General features: G+C 57.9%; 16 protein-coding genes. 8 read left to right on the forward strand and 8 right to left on the reverse strand.

Annotation, left to right across the window (positions count from 1 at the left end; translation table 11 throughout):
- Window positions 1–290 precede the first annotated feature (290 nt).
- A complete protein-coding gene (locus tag J4721_RS15705) occupies window positions 291–3,701 on the forward strand; it encodes a glycosyltransferase (protein ID WP_247656160.1) in 3,411 nt (1,136 codons plus the stop codon).
- A gap of 144 nt (window positions 3,702–3,845) precedes the next feature.
- On the opposite strand, the gene J4721_RS15710 is transcribed toward J4721_RS15705, so the two are convergent.
- The 7 genes from J4721_RS15710 to J4721_RS15740 form a co-directional block, all read right to left on the reverse strand.
- Window positions 3,846–5,165 carry an ABC transporter permease gene (locus J4721_RS15710; RefSeq protein WP_211003081.1) on the reverse strand — a complete coding sequence of 440 codons (1,320 nt, stop codon included), beginning with the start codon at window positions 5,163–5,165 and terminating at the stop codon, window positions 3,846–3,848.
- Window positions 5,162–6,082, reverse strand: a complete 921-nt coding sequence (locus tag J4721_RS15715) for an ABC transporter permease (protein ID WP_211003082.1) — start codon at window positions 6,080–6,082, stop codon at window positions 5,162–5,164. The genes J4721_RS15710 and J4721_RS15715 overlap by 4 nt, the downstream gene beginning before the upstream one ends.
- Before the next feature lie 13 nt (window positions 6,083–6,095).
- Window positions 6,096–7,208 carry an ABC transporter ATP-binding protein gene (locus J4721_RS15720; protein ID WP_014873290.1) on the reverse strand — a complete coding sequence of 371 codons (1,113 nt, stop codon included), beginning with the start codon at window positions 7,206–7,208 and terminating at the stop codon, window positions 6,096–6,098.
- Window positions 7,209–7,361: 153 nt separating this feature from the next.
- A complete protein-coding gene (locus J4721_RS15725; protein ID WP_014873289.1) occupies window positions 7,362–8,486 on the reverse strand; it encodes a PotD/PotF family extracellular solute-binding protein in 1,125 nt (374 codons plus the stop codon).
- Window positions 8,487–8,791: 305 nt separating this feature from the next.
- Window positions 8,792–9,631: a DMT family transporter gene (locus J4721_RS15730; RefSeq protein WP_014873288.1), complete on the reverse strand. Its 840-nt coding sequence runs from the start codon at window positions 9,629–9,631 to the stop codon at window positions 8,792–8,794.
- A 39-nt stretch (window positions 9,632–9,670) separates the two neighbouring features.
- Window positions 9,671–11,347, reverse strand: coding sequence for a Na/Pi cotransporter family protein (locus J4721_RS15735; RefSeq protein WP_076618541.1), 1,677 nt, complete (start codon window positions 11,345–11,347; stop codon window positions 9,671–9,673).
- Window positions 11,348–11,445: 98 nt separating this feature from the next.
- Window positions 11,446–12,264 (reverse strand): DeoR/GlpR family DNA-binding transcription regulator, encoded by an 819-nt coding sequence (locus tag J4721_RS15740; RefSeq protein ID WP_247656161.1) that lies wholly within the window; start codon window positions 12,262–12,264, stop codon window positions 11,446–11,448.
- A gap of 204 nt (window positions 12,265–12,468) precedes the next feature.
- Between J4721_RS15740 and J4721_RS15745 the strand changes: the two genes are divergently transcribed.
- A complete protein-coding gene (locus tag J4721_RS15745; RefSeq protein WP_211003086.1) occupies window positions 12,469–14,046 on the forward strand; it encodes a sulfatase-like hydrolase/transferase in 1,578 nt (525 codons plus the stop codon).
- Window positions 14,039–15,313 carry a glycerate kinase gene (locus J4721_RS15750; RefSeq protein WP_211003087.1) on the forward strand — a complete coding sequence of 425 codons (1,275 nt, stop codon included), beginning with the start codon at window positions 14,039–14,041 and terminating at the stop codon, window positions 15,311–15,313. Before J4721_RS15745 ends, J4721_RS15750 begins: the two co-directional genes overlap by 8 nt.
- Window positions 15,314–15,323: 10 nt before the next feature.
- On the opposite strand, the gene hpaR is transcribed toward J4721_RS15750, so the two are convergent.
- Window positions 15,324–15,758, reverse strand: a complete 435-nt coding sequence (gene hpaR, locus J4721_RS15755) for a homoprotocatechuate degradation operon regulator HpaR (protein WP_014873283.1) — start codon at window positions 15,756–15,758, stop codon at window positions 15,324–15,326.
- 229 nt (window positions 15,759–15,987) lie between these two features.
- Here hpaR and J4721_RS15760 point away from each other — a divergent pair, with 229 nt between their 5' ends.
- The 5 genes from J4721_RS15760 to J4721_RS15780 all read left to right on the forward strand — a co-directional run bounded on the left by J4721_RS15760 (window position 15,988) and on the right by J4721_RS15780 (window position 21,271).
- The gene (locus tag J4721_RS15760; RefSeq protein WP_211003089.1) at window positions 15,988–17,400 is read left to right on the forward strand and encodes a pyridoxal-dependent decarboxylase; all 1,413 of its coding nucleotides are present in this window, start codon (window positions 15,988–15,990) and stop codon (window positions 17,398–17,400) included.
- A 134-nt stretch (window positions 17,401–17,534) separates the two neighbouring features.
- A complete protein-coding gene (locus tag J4721_RS15765; protein WP_211003094.1) occupies window positions 17,535–18,305 on the forward strand; it encodes an HpcH/HpaI aldolase/citrate lyase family protein in 771 nt (256 codons plus the stop codon).
- Between the two features lie 142 nt (window positions 18,306–18,447).
- Window positions 18,448–19,632: a substrate-binding domain-containing protein gene (locus J4721_RS15770; RefSeq protein ID WP_014873280.1), complete on the forward strand. Its 1,185-nt coding sequence runs from the start codon at window positions 18,448–18,450 to the stop codon at window positions 19,630–19,632.
- A gap of 120 nt (window positions 19,633–19,752) precedes the next feature.
- Window positions 19,753–20,529, forward strand: a complete 777-nt coding sequence (locus tag J4721_RS15775) for an ABC transporter ATP-binding protein (RefSeq protein ID WP_211003095.1) — start codon at window positions 19,753–19,755, stop codon at window positions 20,527–20,529.
- Entirely contained in the window at window positions 20,522–21,271 is a 750-nt protein-coding gene (locus J4721_RS15780) for an ABC transporter ATP-binding protein (protein ID WP_036767126.1), read from the forward strand. Before J4721_RS15775 ends, J4721_RS15780 begins: the two co-directional genes overlap by 8 nt.
- Window positions 21,272–21,284 lie beyond the last annotated feature (13 nt).

The following is a 21,284-nucleotide window of genomic DNA, read 5'->3' on the forward strand; positions in this document are numbered from 1 at the left end:
AACTTGAACGATCCGCGATGCCCATCTTGAATTATCATTAGGACTTTGTTAAAAACTTAATTAGCGGACGCGGAAACGAAATGGTTCGCGCGAAAGTCAATCTGGCGAAAATCGCCTGCCCCCCAAACGAGTGAATGAAAAAGTAACACGTTATTTGAACGGGTTGGCAAGTGATGCATACGACGACTAAAAATCGGACGGCGCCAGAGGCAAGGAAACGCAGATCAAAACCATCTGCGCCCCAGGCCCGTGTGCACAAGACATTTCCGACCGAAATCTTACCGGCAGAGATGACCAGTTCCACCGACGCCCAAAGGCAGATTTTCAAGGCAGGTACGGCAACTCGCCCGTTTCTTGCCGCCTTGTTTTTTGTGTTGGGATTGGCTCTGGCTGCGGCCATGATCATCGCAGTCACACAGAGTGTCATCACTGAGTTTAAACTGGCCCGCTCATTGTTTCAGAACAATGCGCCGACAGATACAGTCAATTCGGACTGGCGCCGGTTCCTGCCGCAAAGCGACAGTCTTGAGGGTGATGGTGGCTATGACAAGCTGGACAGCGATGGCCCGAGCGTCGCAACGGCGGCGAAAAATGCCTGCCAAACACATACATCCGCAGCCCGCAGCGCCAGCAACAATCCTTCAACGCTATATGCCTTCGTGACAGCCGATCTGGAAGACGTGTCCAACTCCGTTCAACGGACCTGCGACACGATTAATGTGTTTGTTCCAGAGTGGTTGATCATCAGTGACGAGGGGATCGACTGGCTGCAATCCGGCAATCAGGATTTTGGCACGCCTTACATTGTGCGAACCAATCCATTTGGCGATCACCCCATTCAACCGCTGATGCATGTTCAGGCCACCGCGCTTGAGGAAGACGGCAGCCGCCACTGGTCCAAGGCCGCAGATCTCGCAACACGGCACGGGTGGTCCGGCCTGTGTTTTGATATGCGCCGGTTGGAGGCACAGAACCTGCAGAAGGCGCTGACCCATCTGGATGGCGTGCGAGATGATTTCGCAGCCAAGAGCCTCGAGTCCTGCGCTGTCATTGCCCCCGATCAGATTGAGACCCTTTCCTACGGGGCCGCTTTACCTGACCGGGTCATTCTACCTGCGGTTCAAAACAGCTATCGTCTTGGAATATATGAAGAGTCACCGGCCCCTCTGGATTGGTTCCAGACCGTTCTGGAACGCGCGCGCAGCACCATTCCCAAGGAAAAACTGGTGATTGGAATGGCGGCTGGCGGAGTGCACTGGACAACTGGTGCGCCTGCGCCCGAATTCATCAGCTACGCAGATGCGATGTCTCAGGCGGATCAATACGGGGCCTTTGCAGGCTATGCGCCTGAGAAAGGCCACGGGCTGATTTCCTACATGGATGCGCGCGGCGAGCGAAACATGATCTGGTATTTGGATGCCGTGAGCCATTACAGCCAGCTTCTGAGCATTGCGGAGGCCGGCATCGACGGCGTTGCAATTTGGGGTTTGGGGCAGGAAGATCCCTCCATCTGGCCATTGCTCGCCAAAGAAGACATTCTTTCGGACAGTGCTTTTGACACGCTACGCGACATTGATCTGAACAGCTTCGTCTCATATCGCGGCACTGGGCCCTTCCTGCGGTTCGCCCAAAAAGAGGTCCTTGGCCGCCGTCATGTCACGCGGGATGCCGAGACTCTGATGGTGACCGATGCGGTCACCGATCCTTTGCCGCTGCCAGTCATTGCGGACCGCTACGGTACCCTTCCGGAAAAATCTATCCTTCTTACATTCGATGATGGACCCGCCCAGGATCACACGCAGGATATCCTTGATATCCTGAACGACGCCAAGGTGCCCGCAACCTTCTTCATGGTCGGCAATCAGATGTTCGAGCAAAAGAATGTCGTTGACGCGCTGGCCCGGTCCGAGTTCGATTTTGGCCTCCACACCTTTTCTCACCCTCGGCTTGATCGAGCTTCTCCGGCACGGGTTCAGGTTGAACTGGCGTTGCAGTCCCGGATCTTCTCCTGGCTGACAGGCCAAACACCTGTGGTGTTTCGCGCGCCCTACATGCGCGGACCCGGCCCGCTTGAGGGGGATCTGGCGCGTCGGTTGAAGACCATCATTGACCAGCGCTACCACCTTCTGGGTGCCGATATCGTGCCACCTGACTGGCGCAGCCTCACTCCCAAGCAACTGGTCGACTACACGCTGGACGCACTGGATGGCAGCGGTCAGGTCCTGCTGCTGCATGACGGCGGTGGCGCCCGCAGTAACACGATCAGCGCCCTACGTCTGCTGATCCCTGAGCTGAAGGCGCGCGGCTATCAGTTTCTGACACTGAAAGAGGCCATGGCGGGGGTCGGCAGCCCCTATGAAACCCGACAGGCGGCCAGTCTCGAACCGTTTGAGGCGCTTGCCTTCACCGGTTTCGGGAATAGCGCAACATGGGTGGCCTTCCTGGTGCCCTTCGCAGTGCTGCTCGGTGTCATTCGCGCTCTTGTTTTGTTTGTTATGGCGATCCGGTCCCGCCGGGCCGACCGTGCAGACCTGCGCCATCGCACGGGTGATTTCTCCGCCCCGGTCACGGTTGTGATCCCCGCCTACAACGAAGAGAAGAGCATTCTGAAGACAATCTATAGCGTGCTGGAATCAGACTACCCAAATCTTTCGGTGCTGGTGGTTGATGACGGATCAACTGACGACACGCATGGGCTGGTGACCAAGACCTACAAAGACAATCCAAACGTCCAGATCCTGCGCCAACCCAATGGAGGCAAGTGGAAGGCCGCTAATCTTGCCTTCTCGCATGTGACAACTGACTATGTCGTCGCGATCGACGCCGATACCATCGTCGCACCGGATGCGATCCGCCGTCTGATGCAGCCCCTGCGCAACCCCAAGGTCGGCGCCGTCGCCGGCAAGATCATGGTCGGCAATTCAAACAACCTGCTAACCAAGCTGGAAAAACTGGAATACACCGTTGCTCAGAACATTGATCGTCGCGCCTATGAGACGATCAATGCGATCATGGTGGTCCCTGGCGCCTTTGGTGCCTGGCGGACTGAGGCGGTGCGCAAATGCGGCTATTACTCCAGCCAGACTTTAGCCGAGGACACAGATCTGACGATCTCCCTTCTGGAACAGGGCTATGAGGTTCGCGCGGCCGAGCGTGCCTATGCCTACACCGAAGCGCCAGCCTCTGTTGGCACCCTGATGAAGCAGAGGATGCGCTGGTCCATCGGTATTCTGCAATCCGCATGGAAGCACCGCAGCACTATCCGGAAGGGGCACGCAGTCGGGTTGGTCGGGCTCACCGATCTCGTTATCTTTGGGGTGATCATGCCTCTGCTTGGCCCGATCATCGACCTATTGCTGGTGCTCATGCTGGTGCGGTTTGTCTCCGGTTTTGATGGCACCACCTTTGATGCCTTCACGGTTCGCGATTATGCCGTGCTGTCTATCTTCTTGGCGTTGCCGCTGCTGGAAATGATCATGGCAGACTATGCTGTGCGGTCAGAGCCAACCATGCCTCGGTCCATGGTGTTGTTGCTGCTGCTGAACAGGCTCATCTACCGCCAGCTTCTGATCATAAATGTCTACCGTTCGCTGTGGCGGATCCTGACCGGGCGGCTGACAGGTTGGCACAAGCTCCGCCGATTTGGGTCTGTTCAGGCTCCTGTCCGACCCACGGTGGCCGCTCGGGCGCGCCTCAGCTGATCTCTGGTTAACCGATCGGCGAGCCGCCAAAATTCGCCAACGCCAAACCTGAGTGACTGACCACTAGCCGACCAAGGTATCGCACATAAAAAACCTGCCCAAGCACGAGGCCTGGGCAGGTTTTTTGTTTGCACCGGCGGCGTATCAGTTGCCGTCTGACGTACTACCACCGGAGAGCGCATTCGGGTCGAAGGCCCCTCCGAAAGCGGAATTGCCGCCTGTCGCGGGCGCTGGAGCGCTGCTTTCGTCTTCGCCCTCGCTTGTAGCGGCATCACCACCCAATGCGTTGGGATCAAAGACCCCGCCAAAGCCGGAGTTGTTCCCGCCGCTGGTTGTGGGCTCGGATGTTGCACCACCGGCCTCAGACCCACCGCTTTCGGCCTCTTCCGCTGCCCTACGGGCCGCTTCATCGGCGCGACGCTGACGCAGTTCCTGAATACGCACCTCGGTTTCCAGGCGCTTCTGCTCTTTGACATCCGCGATACATTGGGCCGGGCTATAAACAGTCGCAGTGCCAACAATCACGATAGTGAAACAGGCCACCCCAACCAACCCTAGGGCCGCCCAGTTCGAGCTGAGGAAGCCGGGCAAACGCAGGCGCCCGCTTTCCAACTCCTCAACCGTGGCATCCTTGCGGGCAGCTGCGAAAATTTCGCGCCGACGGATGGTCGCCTCGTTGAACAGCGCGGCAAAAACCGTCAGCACAACAATAATAAATGCCAATGCAGAGATTGCCGGCGTAATGCCGTAGCGCACCTTCTGCGCCAGTTCGATGGTGAGGGTTGGATACTCTCCGAAGGTGAAGGTGGTGGTGTTATAGTTCTCGAAGCTGGCAAGGAAAGCCAGAACTGCCGCTGATGCAATTGCAGGCTTCATGAACGGCAGCAGCACCTTGCGGAACGCCTGCGCATGAGTGGCCCCCAAATCAAGCGCCGCCTCGTTCAACGCCATGTCATAGCGCTGCAGACGGGCCACCAGCACCAGCATGCAGTAGCTGGCAATGAAGGTGGACTGACCAATGATGGTCAGGAACAAACCGTTCGACAGAAAACTATCCGCCCCCAGCCCAACCATGCGATTGATGCGATCCCAGAACACCAGTGTTGAGATACCAATCACCACACCCGGTATCAGGATCGGCGCGATGATCACCGTGTAATAGGTGGCACGCAACTTTGGCCAGATCTGGGTCAGCATCAGCGCGCCCGCTAGCCCCATCGCAACCGACAGTACAACCGTACCCGCCCCGACGAGGATCGAATTCTTGATCCCGTTCAGAATACGTTCGTCTTGGAACAGAGCCGAAAACCACTCGAACGTCAGACATTCCCATGGCGTCGCCTGGGGAAACCCAGGTGAGTTGAAAGCCGTGACCGACATGATCACCAGCGGCCCCAGCAGATAGGCGAAGAAGATCGCCAGATAGAACCAGACGCTCAGGCGCAGAAAGGAGAGGTTTTTCATTTGCCGATATCTCCCATGTTCACCTTGAACAGGCGCATGACGGCCAGAACCAACAGGATACAGGTCACAAGCAATACCACCGCATAGGCAGCACCCTGCGGCCAGTCGGAGTTGTCATTGAACTGCTGGTAGATCAGCTGTGTGAACCACAGGGAAGACGGTCCGCCCAGGATCTGCGGCGCCGCCAGAGCACCCGCCGACAACATGAAGACCATAGTGCAACCCGAGCTGATACCAGGCTTGGCATAGGGGATGACAACGCGCTGATGGATCTTGGCCCAACTGGCCCCCATGTCACGGGCCGCCTCAATCTGATTGCGGTCCAGACTCTCGATCACGTTGTAGATCGGGAAAATCATCAGCAGGATGTAGGCATACCCAAGCCCTGCATAAAGCGCGATATCGTTCCGGATGAAATCAAACGGTGTGTCAAACACTCCCATCCCGACCAGTGCGGTGTTCAAAACCCCGCTTTCGCCGAAGATGATGCGCAGCGCAAAGGCGCGCAGAATTTCGTTGATCCAATAGGGAATGATCAGCATCAACGCGAAGATGCGAATATGGTTGCCCTTCGTCTGCGCCAGATAATAGGCAATCGGATAGCACAGGATCAGGTTGAACAGTGTCACACAGACTGCCGCGACCAGCGTGCGGAAGAACACACGCAGATCAACCGCATTGTAGTCCTGACCGCCGCCCTCGGGACCGAAAACCAGATATTTGTAGTTCTCCAGCGTATAGATGTCTTTCGGTCCGCCGATTTCTGGCGGCGGCAGGTTCGGCCGGAATGAAAAATCGAGCATCGACAGCTGTGGCAGGATGATAAGACCAATCGTCCAGAACAGGACGAGCCCCAACATCAGAGAGCCCAGCCCATAGCCGTTGCGATTGAAGAATTCCCTCAGGAATCTTGGCATGGTCCAGGCCTCCCTATTCTGCGGCCAGTTCACCGGCGGGTACGATGACAGCGTTCTGCGTCTCGTATTCCAGGGTGATTGTCTGGCCTGTGTGATCTTCAAAGGACTGGCCAAGGTTGGGGATTGAAACCTTCAACTCTTTGCCACCGTCGCCCTCCATGAAAATATTGAAGGCATTGCCCTCAAATTCCTCATGATTGACCTTGGCGCTGACCACATGGTCGCCAGTAGCGCCCTGTGGTGCCAGGGCAAATGCCTCCGGGCGAATGAACATCATCGCGTCATCCCCCTCTTTCATCTTGCCCTGATTGGCGGAGGAAATCCGTGCAACCAGATCACCGGACCGGTTGGTCGCGATGAGTGCTTCATTGCCCATTACCCGCTTTACCTTACCCCGGAATACGTTGTTTTCGCCGACAAAAGACGCAGCAAAGGCTGTTGCAGGGTCGTTGTACACCGCCTTACCGTTACCGATCTGGTCGATCACCCCGGCGCGCATCACGGCGATATTGTCTGACATGGTCAGCGCCTCGCCTTGGTCGTGGGTAATGTAAATGAATGTGATGCCGACACGCTGCTGGATCTCGCGCAGCTCCGTCCGCATGTGCTGACGCAATTTCAGATCCAGCGCAGAAAGCGGCTCGTCCAGCAACAGAACATCCGGTTCGGCACATAGCGCACGCGCGATAGCCACCCGTTGACGCTGACCGCCGGAAAGCTCTGAGGGCAGTTTGTCGCCCTGCCCCGGCAGGGCAATCATATCCAGCAACTCATCTGCACGCTTGCGTCTGTCCTTGGCCGATGCCCCCTTGATCTCCATCGAAAACGTAATGTTTTCCCAGACCTTCATCAGCGGAAACAATGCGAGATTCTGGAAAATCAGGGCCGTTGGCCGCTTGTTCGGGCCAATCCCGCGCATATTGTTGCCGCCGATCAGAACATTGCCTTCGCTTGGCTCCAGAAAACCGGACACCGCACGTAAGATGGTCGTCTTGCCACAGCCAGACGGGCCTAGGAACGAAAAGAAATCGCCTCCGTTGATTTTGACATTCGCGTCGCGCACAGCAACGAAATCTCCAAAGCGGATCCAGAGATTCTCAAGATCTACGCCTACCCCAGCACTCATGTGGCCTCTCCCTCGGTGCAACCGTCCGTTCGGAGGCGAGCCCCCGGCCGATGCAGATAGCATCCGGTTGATAATATGTTGAATTTACGCTCTCAGGCGTGTGGCTGGCCCCCGCATGAAACGGGAGCCAGATATGATCGCGCGATCAGGTAATCAGGCGCTTTTGAACTTGTTGACGAATTCGGTGCGCACATCCGCATACCAAGGAGCTTCGGCAGGCCATGGGTTCAGATTGGCCAGACTGTTGCCCGGATAGGCTTCCGCGAAGTTTTTCTTATAGATATCACCGGAATAATCGTCGGCCTTCAGCACCGGTGAGTTGTAGCCGTGGCTGTCGATGGCTTTGCCCGCAGGTTCCTGTTCGTAAGCATAATCGATGAAGGCATAGACCTGCTCTTCGTTCTTGGCACCGACCGGCATCGACATCCCGTCGACCCAAGCCATAGCCCCCTCAACCGGTGCCTGATAATGGACCGGTTCACCTGCAGATTTCAGCGCCAGCGGCGGTCCATCCCAGGTCTGGCCAACAACAACACCTTCGTTCAGCAGGCCGTTTTTCTGAGAATCCGCATCATTCCAGATCAGCTTGATGCGGTTTTTACGCGCCACGCACCAATCAGTGACCTGCCCCCAAACCTTACGCATGGTCTCTTCGTCATCATAGGCCGCCCAGATTGAGCCCGGCTCCATTTCACCGGAAGCTTCCATATAGAGACCTGCGCCCAGCATCATCGAATGTGCGCGGCCCATGGTTTTGCCTGCGTTTTCTTCACTCCAAACATCCCCGTAGGATGGCGCGTCCCCGGAAGGCAACCATTTGTCCGTGCGATAGGCGATGCCCTCGGTGCCCCAGATATGCGGCAACCAATGCGCACCACCATCGTCGAAGTTCCAGGCATCCGTACCGATCTTGGCCATTGCCGGGTTCACCGCATCCATATTGACTTTGTTGAGGTCGAACGGCTTCAGCAGCTCCAGCGGCCCCCACTGCAGGGATCGGTTATTGGTCGGTGAAACGATATCGAAACCCTGACCCTTCGTTGCCTTCATCTTGTTGATGATTTCTTCGTTCGACCCGATACCCGTATAATTCACCTTGATCCCGGTTTTGGCCTCAAACCCGGCGATGAACTCGGGCGGCAGATAATCCGACCACATTAGAATGTTGATCTCACCGGAGGATGCCAGTGCGCTCTTGGAGTAGAGCGGTGCTGCCAGCGCTGCCGCGCCTGCTCCCTTCAGAATGGAACGGCGGGTTACTTTGGACTTTGCAGTCATCTTGTCTTTCTCCCTATGGAACTGTTGGTTCTTTGTTTTTGCTTTTGGTGGTGAAACTCTGCGGAACACACTCCTGTTGCTACAGTGACAGATTCAGAATTCGATAAGGCCAGACGATGTCGGGCAGGCACATTTATGGGGCCAGTTTCAGCTCTCCACCGTCAACGATCAGAACAAGGCGCTTATGCGCTTTTCGACAGGGATGCCGACTCTCACATTGTCTCACACGGATCAGTCTGCGCCCCGGAGGCCCCTCACGTCAACGCTGCAACACTGTGGCAGCGTTCACAAAATCGCCGAGGCGCTCAAACCGCCATACCGATAAGCGCAACCCCGACTGCCATCAGGACAGCCGCCCCGAGGCGGCGCTGCCAATTGCCCTCCTTCAGGATCAGGAAGCCAATCAGCGCTGCGAAGATGACCGATGTTTCACGCAGGGCAGAAACCGCGCCAAGCGGTGCGAAGTTTTTCGCAAACAACACCAGCCCATACGCGCACATCGACACCAGACCACCCGCGATTCCCAACGCCCAAACTCTGAGCGGCAATCCGGGCAATGTCTCTCGCTTTCGCAAGATGACAAACACCGCGACAAAGATGTGCAGAAAGGCACCCCAGGCCCAGTAGCTGACGGTATTCCCCGACAGCCGTACACCGATACCATCAACCAGCGAGTATACCGAAATGCAAAACCCGGTACCCAGCGCGTACCATAACGCCCCCCGCCCGACACCGGATCGCAGCGCTTTCCAACTGCTCAGCTGGATCCCCAAAGCAATAAGCGCAATCCCGAACCAAGCCTGTAGGGGCAGCATTTCCCCAACGAAAATCATCGCCCAGAGTGAAACAAGAGCAGGCACGATTCCGCGCGCAATCGGGTAGACCACGCTCAGATCACCATGCTGATAGGCACGCCCCAGCATGTAAAAATATCCGAAATGCACGACGGTCGAGAGGCCAATATAGGGCAGGCTCGCCACCGCAGGCAAAGGCAGCGACGCCACCATGACCGCGCCGGGAAGAACATGCCCCAGCGCCACCAACCCCAACGTCGTGGTTCGATCTGTTGCGGTCTTGACGATGGCGTTCCAGATCGCATGCAGCAATGCAGCCGACAGGATGATGGCAATCACAAATGGAGTCATGTCAGGCTTTCAGATCTGGCAGGGCGCCACTGGAAGGCATCAGTCCATTTCCTCGGCAGGCATATCCTGGATCAGGCGCGTCTCCAGCAACTGCCCGTTCCGATAGAGGATCGGATAGGCGATGGCTGCAATATGACTGTTAAATTCCCGCAGCGCGCGCAGGGTCTCAAGATGGATATCGGAACTCTCGAAGCTCTCCGCAGCCCCTCTCTGGAGCCTACGCAGATGGCGCTTGCGGCTGTCACGTTCCATGCGCTTCACCTCCGTCTTCTCAAGGCTCAGCAGACGTGCGCTTTCCAGATCGTCCGAGATCAGCACATTAGAGGCCAGCTGCATATTGGCGACAATGACCTCGTGCATACGGGTGATCTCGGCCCAACCTTCCTTCGAAAACCGCACGCCCTTCTTGTGCATTGAGGTCGCAAGGGTGGCGAGACGTTCGTCCACCACATCTCCCGCCGTCTCCAGCCGGATGGCATATTCCACCAAGTCGCGGGCCACTTTTGCGTTTTCCTTGCCAAACGCCTCGCTCGGCATGCCCGCCACATAACTCCGGATACCTGACAGGCAATTGTTCACCTCCCGGTCCAGCGCCTGCACCGCCCTGATCTGCGTACGGTCACCATGTTGGTACAGATCCGGAACAGGTCGAAACATGGCGCTAACCAGATCCGACATTCGCAACAGTTCCCGTTTGAGACTGCTGATCGCCTGATTGGGCTGCCGATAATCGTCCGTATTCAGCACACTGACGGGCATCCCGTGCGCTGCATCCTGCGGCGTCGCCGGATTCGGTACCAGACCTGTCAGCACGCCGTGCAGCATACCGCAAAACGGCAGCGCCAATATCAGCAGCGATGTGTTGAACAACAAATGCGCATAGACCAGCGTCTGCCCGCCCTCAGGCGCGCCCAGAACACCGGCTCGCAACGCCATATTGACACCAAACAGGCACAGCACGGCCCAGGTGCCGCGCAGCCCCAGATTGGCCAGCGGTATTCGCCGCCCTGGCGCTGGCATCCCTCTGCTCAGCCAGACCGGAATAAACGCAGAGCCGAAATTCGCGCCCAGCACCAAAGACAAGCCAGCCGCAAAAGGGATCGCATCGATCTGCACCAACGTGACACACATCAAAATAGCCGCCACTGATGAGTGCATAACAAAGGCCAGTGCGGCACCGACAAGGAACGCGGTGATGTAATCACGCGCCAGGTATTCTGCGATCGCGGGCAGGAATGCACTTTCGCGGATCGGATCCATCGCCTCACGCAGAAAACGCAACGAAATCAGGATGAACGCGATCCCCATCAGGATGCGCCCCATCTGGCGGGCTTTTTTCGCCTCGACCTTGACGAAGAGATAGCCACCAACCGCCAGCAGTACCGGCACCAACCAGTCCAGACGGAACGACAGGAGCTGAATGATCAGCGCGGACCCCAGATCCCCGCCCAGCACAATCGCCAATCCGGAGGCAAAGGACAGCATTCCCCCAGCCGCGAATCCTGACGTCAGCAAGGCAACCGCCGCAGAACTTTGCAGCACGATGGCCATGCCAACGCCGACGAAACTAGCCTGCACGAGGCTGCGCTGTTCGGTCAAGAGACGCTGAAACGTAGCCCCATAGCTGCGTTCAATGCCGGTGCGCACCATACGCACCGCAAAAAGAAGCAGCATGACAGCACCGGCGAGGCTGGTAAGAAAGCTCAATATGGCCATAGGCTCGTGTCTTTTCCTTCTGTCGGGCAGTTTCTAACGGCTGCCGATCTTTATTTTGGCGCCTAACGGAGATCCGTCTACGCAACTGCACCCACGGCTCACTCCAGCAAAGAGGCCCGTTTCTTTGCCTTCACCTCGCTCGCCGCTTCAGCACCCTGTGTCGGCGCCAACTCAAGGCCAATCCCCCAGCTCTCCAACGCACGGCGATACTTCCGGCCGGGCAAAACATCGGTCATCAGCAGGTCCAGCATCTCCGGTTGTGGCCCCCGGTGCGGCGCCATGTCATCGAACTTCGGGTGGGCCAATATCAACAGCGTCCGTTCGGCGGCCTGCGCAACCACCGCCGCGAGTTGGGCCTCCGTCGCACTGTGGTAGAGGGCGCCGTGTTTGGCAGAAAATGCATCAGCCGACAACACCGCCAGATCCAATGCAAATGCGCGTACCTGCTGTTCGGCAACATGACCAAACGTGCCACGTTCGTTGCTCTGGATTTCTCCGCCAAGGAAATGCACCCTGTTGCCGTTGTGATTGGCCAGCGTCTGCGCAACGCCAATGGAATTGGTCACCACTGTCAGATTGGCTCGGCAACGCAGTTCCTTTGCGACGAACGCAGTGGTGGATCCCACATCAAGAAAAATCGCCATCCCGTCTGTGATCTGCGGTAGAACTCCGGCGGCGATGCTCTGCTTTTCTTCGGTATATTTGGAGATCCGCCGATAGAAACTATCCGCGGTATCCGGTCCACTCAGATAGGCGCCACCATGGACCCGTTGTACCAACCCCTGCTTGGCCAACGCCTTGATCGTGCGCCGCACAGTTTCTTCCGAAACACCCAGTACCTTGGCCAGTTCTCCACTGCGCGCTGAACCGCCCAGACGGCGCAGAGCCTCTAGCAGTTCGAGTTCGCGATGGGACATTTTCTGGTCTGCTGGCACCCGGTGACCTCAGTGCAGGAGTGTTGAATAGGCGGCCAGTGAACCACAACTCAATCAAAAAAATCAAACGAGAAAACACAAAAACCCACATTATCGGTCAATTCTGACCGTATTGAGCCGGGAAACTCTTTGCCATGAAGGCGATTTCGGGCTTATCTGGCGTCAATTACCGTGAGGAAGATCTCTATGAGCCCATGTTCAGATCAGCGCAGGAATGTCCTGTTCATCCTGATTGACCAGATGCGGGCCGACTGCCTGTTTGGTGCCTTAGCGGAGCATGTGGCGTTGCCCAATCTTCGCGCCCTGATGGGGGATGCCGTCACCTTTCAGAAGAACTACACCGTCGTGAACCCCTGCGGGCCGTCGCGCGCATCTATCCTGACCGGCCAGTATGCGATGAACCACCGCTCCGTTCGCAATGGCACCCCCTTGCGGCATGATACACCGAACCTCGCCACGGAGATGCGCAAGGCAGGCTATCTGCCAATGCTGTTTGGGTACACTGACACGTCGCATGATCCCCGCGTATATCACCCCAATGACCCGGCGATGCAAACATACGAATACCCGATGAGCGGGTTTCATGAGATGCTGGAGATGCGGATGGAAATGTCGCACCCATGGCGCGCACATCTTCTGAACAAAGGTTACACATTCGACCGCTACTGGGACATCTACAAACCGGTATCTCCAACCGGGGATGCCCCGCGTCTCAACGATCCGGCCCTGTATCGAGCTGAGGACAGTGACACCGCATTCCTGACCGACCGATTTCTGGCAACCCTGCCCGGATACAGTAACCAGAATTGGTTCGCGCATCTGACCTATATACGCCCGCATCCGCCTCTCGTGGCGCCAGCACCCTACAACCGGATGTATGATCCTACGTCCCTGCCCCTGCCGCAACGTCTTGCCACTGTTGAGGACGAGCGTGCAGTCCATCCGTTTTTTGATCCAGCCACCCGTGCCTCCTCGCCTGCATCCTTTGTCGAGGGGTTCCCCGATCTAGAACCTAGTGACGAGGTGATCCAAACGCTTCGGTCGATCTATCTGGGCCTTGCCAGCGAGGTCGACGCCCATATCGGTCGGGTTATGGCGTATCTCCGCGATAGCGGTCAGCTGGAGGATACGCTTGTGGTGCTCAGCGCAGATCATGGGGAAATGCTTGGCGACCGGCACAGCTGGGGGAAATTCTCGGTCTATGAGGCGGCCTATCACACGCCGCTGATCATTCGCCAACCTGACAACGCAGCACGCGCCGGGGCTGTGGTGCACGACATCACCGAATCCGTCGACCTTGCACCGACCATCTTGGACTGGGTGGGCCAGCCTATTCCGAACGCAATGGACGGGCGCTCCCTGCTACCGCTGCTTGCCGGAAACACTCCAGACAACTGGCGCAGCTACAGCTATTCGGAACTGGATTTCGCCGAACCGGAGCGCCCCAACATCTGGCAGCAGCACCTGGGCACGGATGCGAGCTGTTCCTGTCTTGCGATTCTGCGCGATGCGCGATTCACACTGGTGGAGTTCGCCGCCGATTTGCCGCCACTTCTGTTTGATCACGACGATTTGGGCGAGGCCGTCAATGTCGCGGAGCACCCGGACTATCAAGGTGATTTGGCCCGGCTGACGCGACAGATGTTGCGCCATCGCATGCGCAACATGGATCATACGCTGTCGCTGGACACCATCACCCCACAGGGGCCGCGCAGGCAGCTGCGCCATAGGCCGACGCTCATTCCAGGCCGCCAGGATGACTGATCTGCGCAGTACTGCCCGCAGGTTCTTCGCAGCGGCGGTTGCCCGCGCCAATCCTGCCGCGGCACTGGCCGAAAGCCTGCGACAACACCCGCCCCCCCTGCCGCAACCGGGTGGGCGCCTGATCCTTGTCGCGCTTGGGAAAGCCGCCGTTCCTATGATCCGGCAAGCTATGGCGATTCTGCCGCCCCCGGACCGCGCAATTGCTGTGACCAATCCAGAGAATGTTGCTGATCTGTCAGATGTTGAAGTTCTGGCAGGCAACCACCCCGTCCCGCACCACATGAGTCTGGCCGCGGGGGACGCCCTGCGCTCAGCACTCAGCAATCTGAACGCTAAGGACAGGGTAGTCGCGCTGATATCAGGCGGTGGCTCCGCTCTGGCGGTAGCGCCTGCGGGAGGTCTCACGCTTGCTGACAAAACCGCTGTGACGGATCTGCTGCTCGGAGCCGGTGTCGACATCACCCAGATGAACCTGATCCGCCAGCAGCTGTCGGAGCTGAAGGGCGGCGGCCTGTTGCGTGCGGCGCAGCCCGCGCAGGTGTTCAGCTATATCCTCTCGGATGTCATCGGCGATGATCTAAGAGCCATCGCCTCAGGCCCCACAGTGGCACCATTGGGCTCGCGGGCAATGGCGCGCGACTGTCTTCTGTCTCATAATCTGTGGGAGGGGTTGCCTCACGCGGTTCAAACCCATCTGACAACACCGGAGGACCCGCAGCAATCGCCCGCGGCTTCCAACGTGATGTCAGCCCATCTGATCGGGTCGAACCGCCATAGCCTGGGTGCTGTGCGCGATCAGGCAACACGCGACGGCTGGTCGGCACATATCGTCAACGATGCACTTATCGGTGATGTCGAGGTGGCAGCAACAGAAATTCTCGCCGCAACCAAAGAACAGGAGACCGGTCGCCCTACTGCTCTGATTTTTGGCGGAGAAACCACTGTACAGCTGACCGGCAGTGGCCGTGGCGGACGGAACCAAGAGCTTGCATTACATATCGCCCGCCTGGGGCGTCGCGCCCTCAAAGAGCATTGGACCTTCCTATCCGCAGGCACCGATGGGCGTGACGGTCCGACAGATGCAGCAGGCGGTGTTGTCGATAGCGGAACCTGGCAGCGTATCAGTGACAACGGTGGCAACCCCGATGCCCTCCTCAGAAACAACGACAGCAACGCTGCGCTGAAGCTGGCGGGAGATCTCCTTATAACGGGTGGAACCGGCACCAATGTAGCCGATGTCCAAATCATGCTGCTGTCCCCGCAGTAGACCTGCGCCCCTATTCGTCCAGTTGATGCAGCTCGTTCAACAAATCCAGCAACGCCTCGTAGCGATCCTCCCCCATTTGGGTACGAGTGCGCGCAATCACGGCAAGGCTGGCCTCAAGATTATCGTCAATGACCTGCGCCCCCGCCGAGGTAATGCTCACGATCTGGCGGCGGCGGTCTATCTGATCCTTCGTACGCTGGATCAGCCCCTTGTCCTCAAGCTTCTGCAAGATGCGTGTCAAACTTGGCAGCAGAAGGCAGGCCCGTTCAGAAATCTGCGTAGGGTCGATACCTCCGGTTTCCTGAACAACACGCAGCACACGCCACTGCTGCTCCGTCAAACCGGCGTCGCTCAGCAGCGCGCGGATAGGTCCCATCACACGCTCCCGAGCGCGCAGCAGCGCGATGGGCAAGGATCGGTCTGTGCTTGGTAACTTCTTGGTCATGACCAATTATCGCCGCCCCGGCGCACAAAGGCAAATCTTCAGTGCAGGCGTCACCAAGAGGGTGTTTCTAAAAACGGCACGTACAGGGCAGCCGCCTGCCCAGATGGGCAAAATGGCGCTCAACCAATCGTATCTATTGATATAATTCCGCTGTGTAGACAGATTTTAATACACATGTTAATCACATGGAGTCTCGTGGGTTTCTCCCTCTCAGCGCAAAGGACAGCAAATGAACTGGACTGACTTTTCCTATTGGGGGCGCAAGATTGCCGACTGGACGCAAGACTATCATCAGACGGTTGGTGACAGGCCGGTACGCGCCAGAACCGAACCCGGTGATGTTCTGAATGCGCTCCCCGCCACGCCACCCGAAACCGGTGAAGACATGGAAGCTATCTTCGCCGATTTTGAAGCAGTCGTGATGCCCGGTATCACCCATTGGCAGCATCCACGGTTCTTTGCCTACTTCACCTCCAATGCCGCTGCACCATCGGTTTTGGCTGAATTCCTCACCTCTGCCATCGCACCGCAATGCATGCTCTGGCAAACCTCACCTGCGGCGACCGAGATGGAAACCCGCATGATGGACTGGCTGCGCCAGGCGCTTGACCTGCCGGAAGAGTTTCAGGGTGTCATTCAGGATAGTGCCTCCTCCGCCACCCTCGCAGCCGTCCTCACAATGCGGGAAAAGGCGCTGAACTGGCAGGGCAATGAGCAAGGGCTGTTTGCCCAAAAGACCTTGCGGATCTACTGCTCTTCGGAGGTACACACCTCCGTCGACCGCGCCATCTGGGTTGCAGGTATCGGCCAGCAAAATCTAGTCCGTGTTCCGATCAAGGGAGACTGGCGTGGCATGGACCCGGAAGCGCTGGACGCAGCAATTGAGGCCGACATCGCGGTCGGCCACCAGCCCGCCGGCGTCATTCTCTGTGTCGGGGGGACGGGAGTTGGGGCCACCGACCCGGTCGATCAGGTGCTTGATGTGGCCGAAAAATACGGTCTCTATACCCATGTGGATGCCGCTTGGGCCGGCTCCGCCATGATCTGCCCCGAATACCGCGATTACTGGCCTGGCATTGAGCGCGCCGACAGTATCGTTTTCAATCCGCACAAATGGCTAGGGGTGCAGTTTGATTGCTCTGCCCATTTCCTGAAAGATCCGGACGATCTGGTCCGGACGCTGGCCATAAGCCCCGAATATCTCAAAACCCATGGCAAAGACGGCATCATCAACTACTCTGAATGGTCAGTGCCCTTGGGGCGCCGTTTCCGCGCGCTCAAAATCTGGTTTCTGATCCGGACCTACGGTCTGGAAGGGCTGCGACAACGGTTACGCAACCATGTGACATGGTCACAGCAACTGCACGATCGGCTCAAGTCAGAGCCTGATTTCGAGATCGTAACACCGCCAATGTGGTCTCTTTGGTCCTTTCGCTATCAACCCGATGGAGCCGCAGATCTGGACGATCTGAACCTGCGATTGCTGAACGCAATCAACGACGATGGTCGCATTTACCTGACCCAAACCCGCGTTGATGGGGCTTTGGTGATCCGCTTTCAGGCAGGGCAATTCGAAACAACCGAAGCCGATGTCATGATGGCCCATGATGTCATCACCGAAATCGCCCGAACGCTCGAGTGATGACCAACCCACTCTGCCGAGGCTGATGCCTGACCGCTGGACAAGCCACTGCGCGGGGCGATACCTTTTTCCTCAGTCGCGCCCGACCCGAACAGACACAACCGATTGCGCCCGATCCAAACCGGAGAGTTTCCATGCCCGCACCCAAAAATATCTTCAAACAGGCGCTGGCCAACGGAGATCGTCAAATCGGCTGCTGGATGAGTTTTGGCGAAGCGGCCGTCGCCGAAGTCATGGGGACCTGTGGCTTTGACTGGCTGGTGATCGACGGGGAGCATGCCCCCAATGACATCCGATCCATTCGTGATCAACTGATGGCACTGGCGGCATCGGACAGCCATCCGGTGGTGCGCGTGCCAGTGGGTGAGACATGGATCATCAAACAGGTGCTGGACGCCGGTGCGCAAACCGTTCTGGTCCCTATCGTGGAGGATGCCGATCAGGCCCGCGAACTTGTGCGCGCCTGCCAGTACCCGCCGCATGGCACCCGTGGTGTCGGCGCGACAGCAGCGCGGGCGACCCTGTTTGGTACCACCAGCGACTACATTCAAACCGCCGATCAGCAGATCTGCCTACTGCTACAAGTAGAAAATCGTAAAGGCATCGAAAATCTCGACAAAATTCTGGCGGTGCCGGGTGTTGATGGCATTTTCATCGGGCCCGCCGATCTATCCACGGATATGGGTTTTGAGGGCAATTCGGCCCACCCGGAGGTGCGGGCCGTGATTGCCGACGCGCTGGCGCGAATCAAGGCCGCAGGCAAGGCGCCGGGCATCCTGGGCACCTCGCCTGAGGCCACACAGGCTTATTTCGATATGGGGGCGCAATTCCTCGCCGTCGGGATTGATGTCATGCTACTGGCCAAGAGCGCGCGCGCCCTCGCCACGGACTGGACATCGAAGTAGCTCCAGACACTCCACGAGACAAAACCGCATAAGAAAATACGTATTTTCGCGCAATTGACCCGTTTGACACCTCGCCGCTAGCCTGCCACGACAGGAGCGAGACCGCGCCAGACGGCTTGGCGCGCCACGAGGGAGTTACAGGATGAAACGCACATTTGCTGCGGGGATGGTCTCCGCACTGACGCTGACGTCAGCTATGGCCACCGCCGCCTTTGCTGATATCAAAATCGCCCATGTCTATGGCAAAACCGGCCCGTTCGAGGCTTACGCCAAACAGTCACACGACGGGCTGATGCTGGGGCTGGAATACGCCACCGGTGGCACCATGGAGGTGAACGGCGAGAAGATTGTGGTGATCGAAAAAGACACCCAGCTCAAGCCCGAGAATGGCAAGGCGCTGCTTGAGGAGGCCTATGGAGATGATGAGGTCGATCTGGCCATCGGGCCGGTCAGCTCCGGAGTTGCGCTGGCGATGCTACCGGTTGCCGAAGAATACGAAAAACTGCTGATCGTTGAGCCGGCCGTCGCTGACTCCATTACCGGATCGAACTGGAACCGCTATATCTTCCGGACCTCGCGCAACTCCTCCCAGGATGCCGTGGCCAGCGCCATCGCCCTGGCCGGGGACAATGTGCATATCGCAACGCTGGCGCAGGACTACGCCTTTGGTCGCGACGGCATCGCCGCCTTCCGCGAAGCCCTTGCCGCGCAGGGTCACGAGATCGTCCACGAAGAATTCGCACCTACCGATACCACTGACTTCACGGCGGCCGGAGAACGGATCTTCAACGCAATGAAAGATCTCGAAGGCGAAAAGAAGCTTTTCATCATCTGGGCCGGTGGCGGCAACCCTTGGGCCAAAATCAACGCCATGGATCCCGGCCGTTTCGGGATCGAATTTGCCGGTGTTGGCAATATCCTGGCCGCTCTGAAGGGGTTCAAGGACTTCGCAGGCATGGAAGGTGGCACCTATTATTACTATGAGCTGCCCGACAATCCTGTGAACGATTGGCTTGTCAAAACCCATTTCGAACGGTTCGACGGCCCCCCTGATTTCTTCACCGCAGGCGGCATGGCCGCTGGTATCGCTGCCGTCGAAGCAATCAGAAAAGCAGGTTCTACCGATACCGAAGCGCTGATCACCGCGATGGAAGGCATGGAGTGGGAAACCCCGAAAGGCACCATGCAATTCCGGGCTGAAGATCATCAGGCGCTGCAGCCGATGTATCACTTCAAATTGCGTGTCGAAGACGATGTGGAATGGGCGATCCCTGAGTTGGTTCGCGAGCTGAGCATCGACGATCTGCCGATCCCAGTGCGTAACTGATCTTACTCTTCTCACGGGTCCGGCGCATGCGGTGCCGGGCCCTGTCACGCACCAAAAGATCGCACCTGCCGGTGCCAGGCGGACAACCCCGATTTAATCCCTGTTCAAACGGATCCGTTCATGACTGCCCCCCTTCTGACCACCGATGATCTGACTGTACGCTTCGGTGGGCATGTGGCTGTCGATGCGGTTACATGTGCCTTTCACGCCGGAGAACTGACCGCCATCGTCGGTCCCAACGGCGCCGGGAAGACCACATATTTCAACCTGATTTCCGGGCAGATCCCAGCCAGCGCCGGACGCGTCACACTTAACGGTCAGGATATCAGCGCCGCCTCCGTTTCAGCCCGCACAAAGGCCGGTATCGGACGCGCCTTTCAGATGACCAACTTGTTCCCCGATCTGACCGTATTGGAGAATGTCCGTCTGGTGGTTCAGGCCAAAGCCGGGCGCGGATTCAATCTCTGGTCAGTGGTGACAGGCCACACCGATCTTATGGATCAGGCCGAAGAAATCCTGGCCCGTGTGCGCCTTCTGGATGAGCGCAACCAGATCGTCTCAGAGCTGTCCCACGGCAATCAGCGCAAGCTGGAAGTCGCTCTTTTGATAGCCCTCGATCCGCTGATCTACATGTTTGACGAACCAACCGCCGGTATGAGTGTCGACGAGGCCCCAGTCGTGCTGGACCTCATCGCGGACCTGAAGGCGCAGACCGACCGCACCGTCCTATTGGTTGAGCATAAGATGGATGTGATCCGAACGCTGGCCGACCGTATTATCGTGCTGCACAATGGCGCACTGGCTGCGGATGGTGCCCCGGCCGAGGTGATGGCCTCGGATATCGTACAAGAGGCCTATATGGGGCGCGGACTTGAGGGAGTACTGGATCATGTCTGATCTCCCTCACACTGAGACCATCGGCGATCCCATCCTTCGGATTGAAGGGATCTACACGAATATTGCGCAGTATCATATTCTTCAGGGCGTCGATCTCAACGTCCCGCGCGGCGGCGTTACCATGCTGCTGGGGCGCAACGGCGTCGGTAAAACCACCACCCTGCGCAGCGTGATCGGGCATTGGCGGGCTCATCGTGGGCGTATCCTCTTTGACGGCGATGACATCACTCGGATCCCCACCGCCAACATAGCGCGCTCAGGCCTGGGATTCGTCCCCGAAGACATGGGCATCTTTGCCGATCTGACCGTGGAGGAGAACATGGTGCTGGCCGCTGTGTCCGGCCCAATTGATCCCGCACGTCTGGACTGGATCTTTCAGGCGTTTCCGCCGCTGAAGACATTCTGGACATCCGAAGCCGGCAACCTCTCCGGCGGGCAGAAACAGATGCTGTCGATTGCCCGCGCTATGATCGAAGAACGCAAACTCTACCTGATTGACGAACCAACCAAGGGGTTGGCCCCTGCAATCATCTCCACGATGGCCCGCGCGCTAAAGGATCTAAAAGATCAGGGAGCCTCCATCCTGATGGTCGAACAGAATTTCGCCGTCGCCAAAGCGCTTGGCGATACCGCCAACGTGATGGACGATGGCCGCGTGATCTGGTCCGGAGAGATGGCCGAGCTCGCCGGTGATCCCACTCTACAGGAACAGCTGATGGGTCTCAGCATGGAAGCGAAGTGAACGATGTCTGACG

It is taken from the genome of Phaeobacter sp. HS011, from assembly GCF_018101215.1.
Taxonomy (GTDB): domain Bacteria; phylum Pseudomonadota; class Alphaproteobacteria; order Rhodobacterales; family Rhodobacteraceae; genus Phaeobacter; species Phaeobacter inhibens.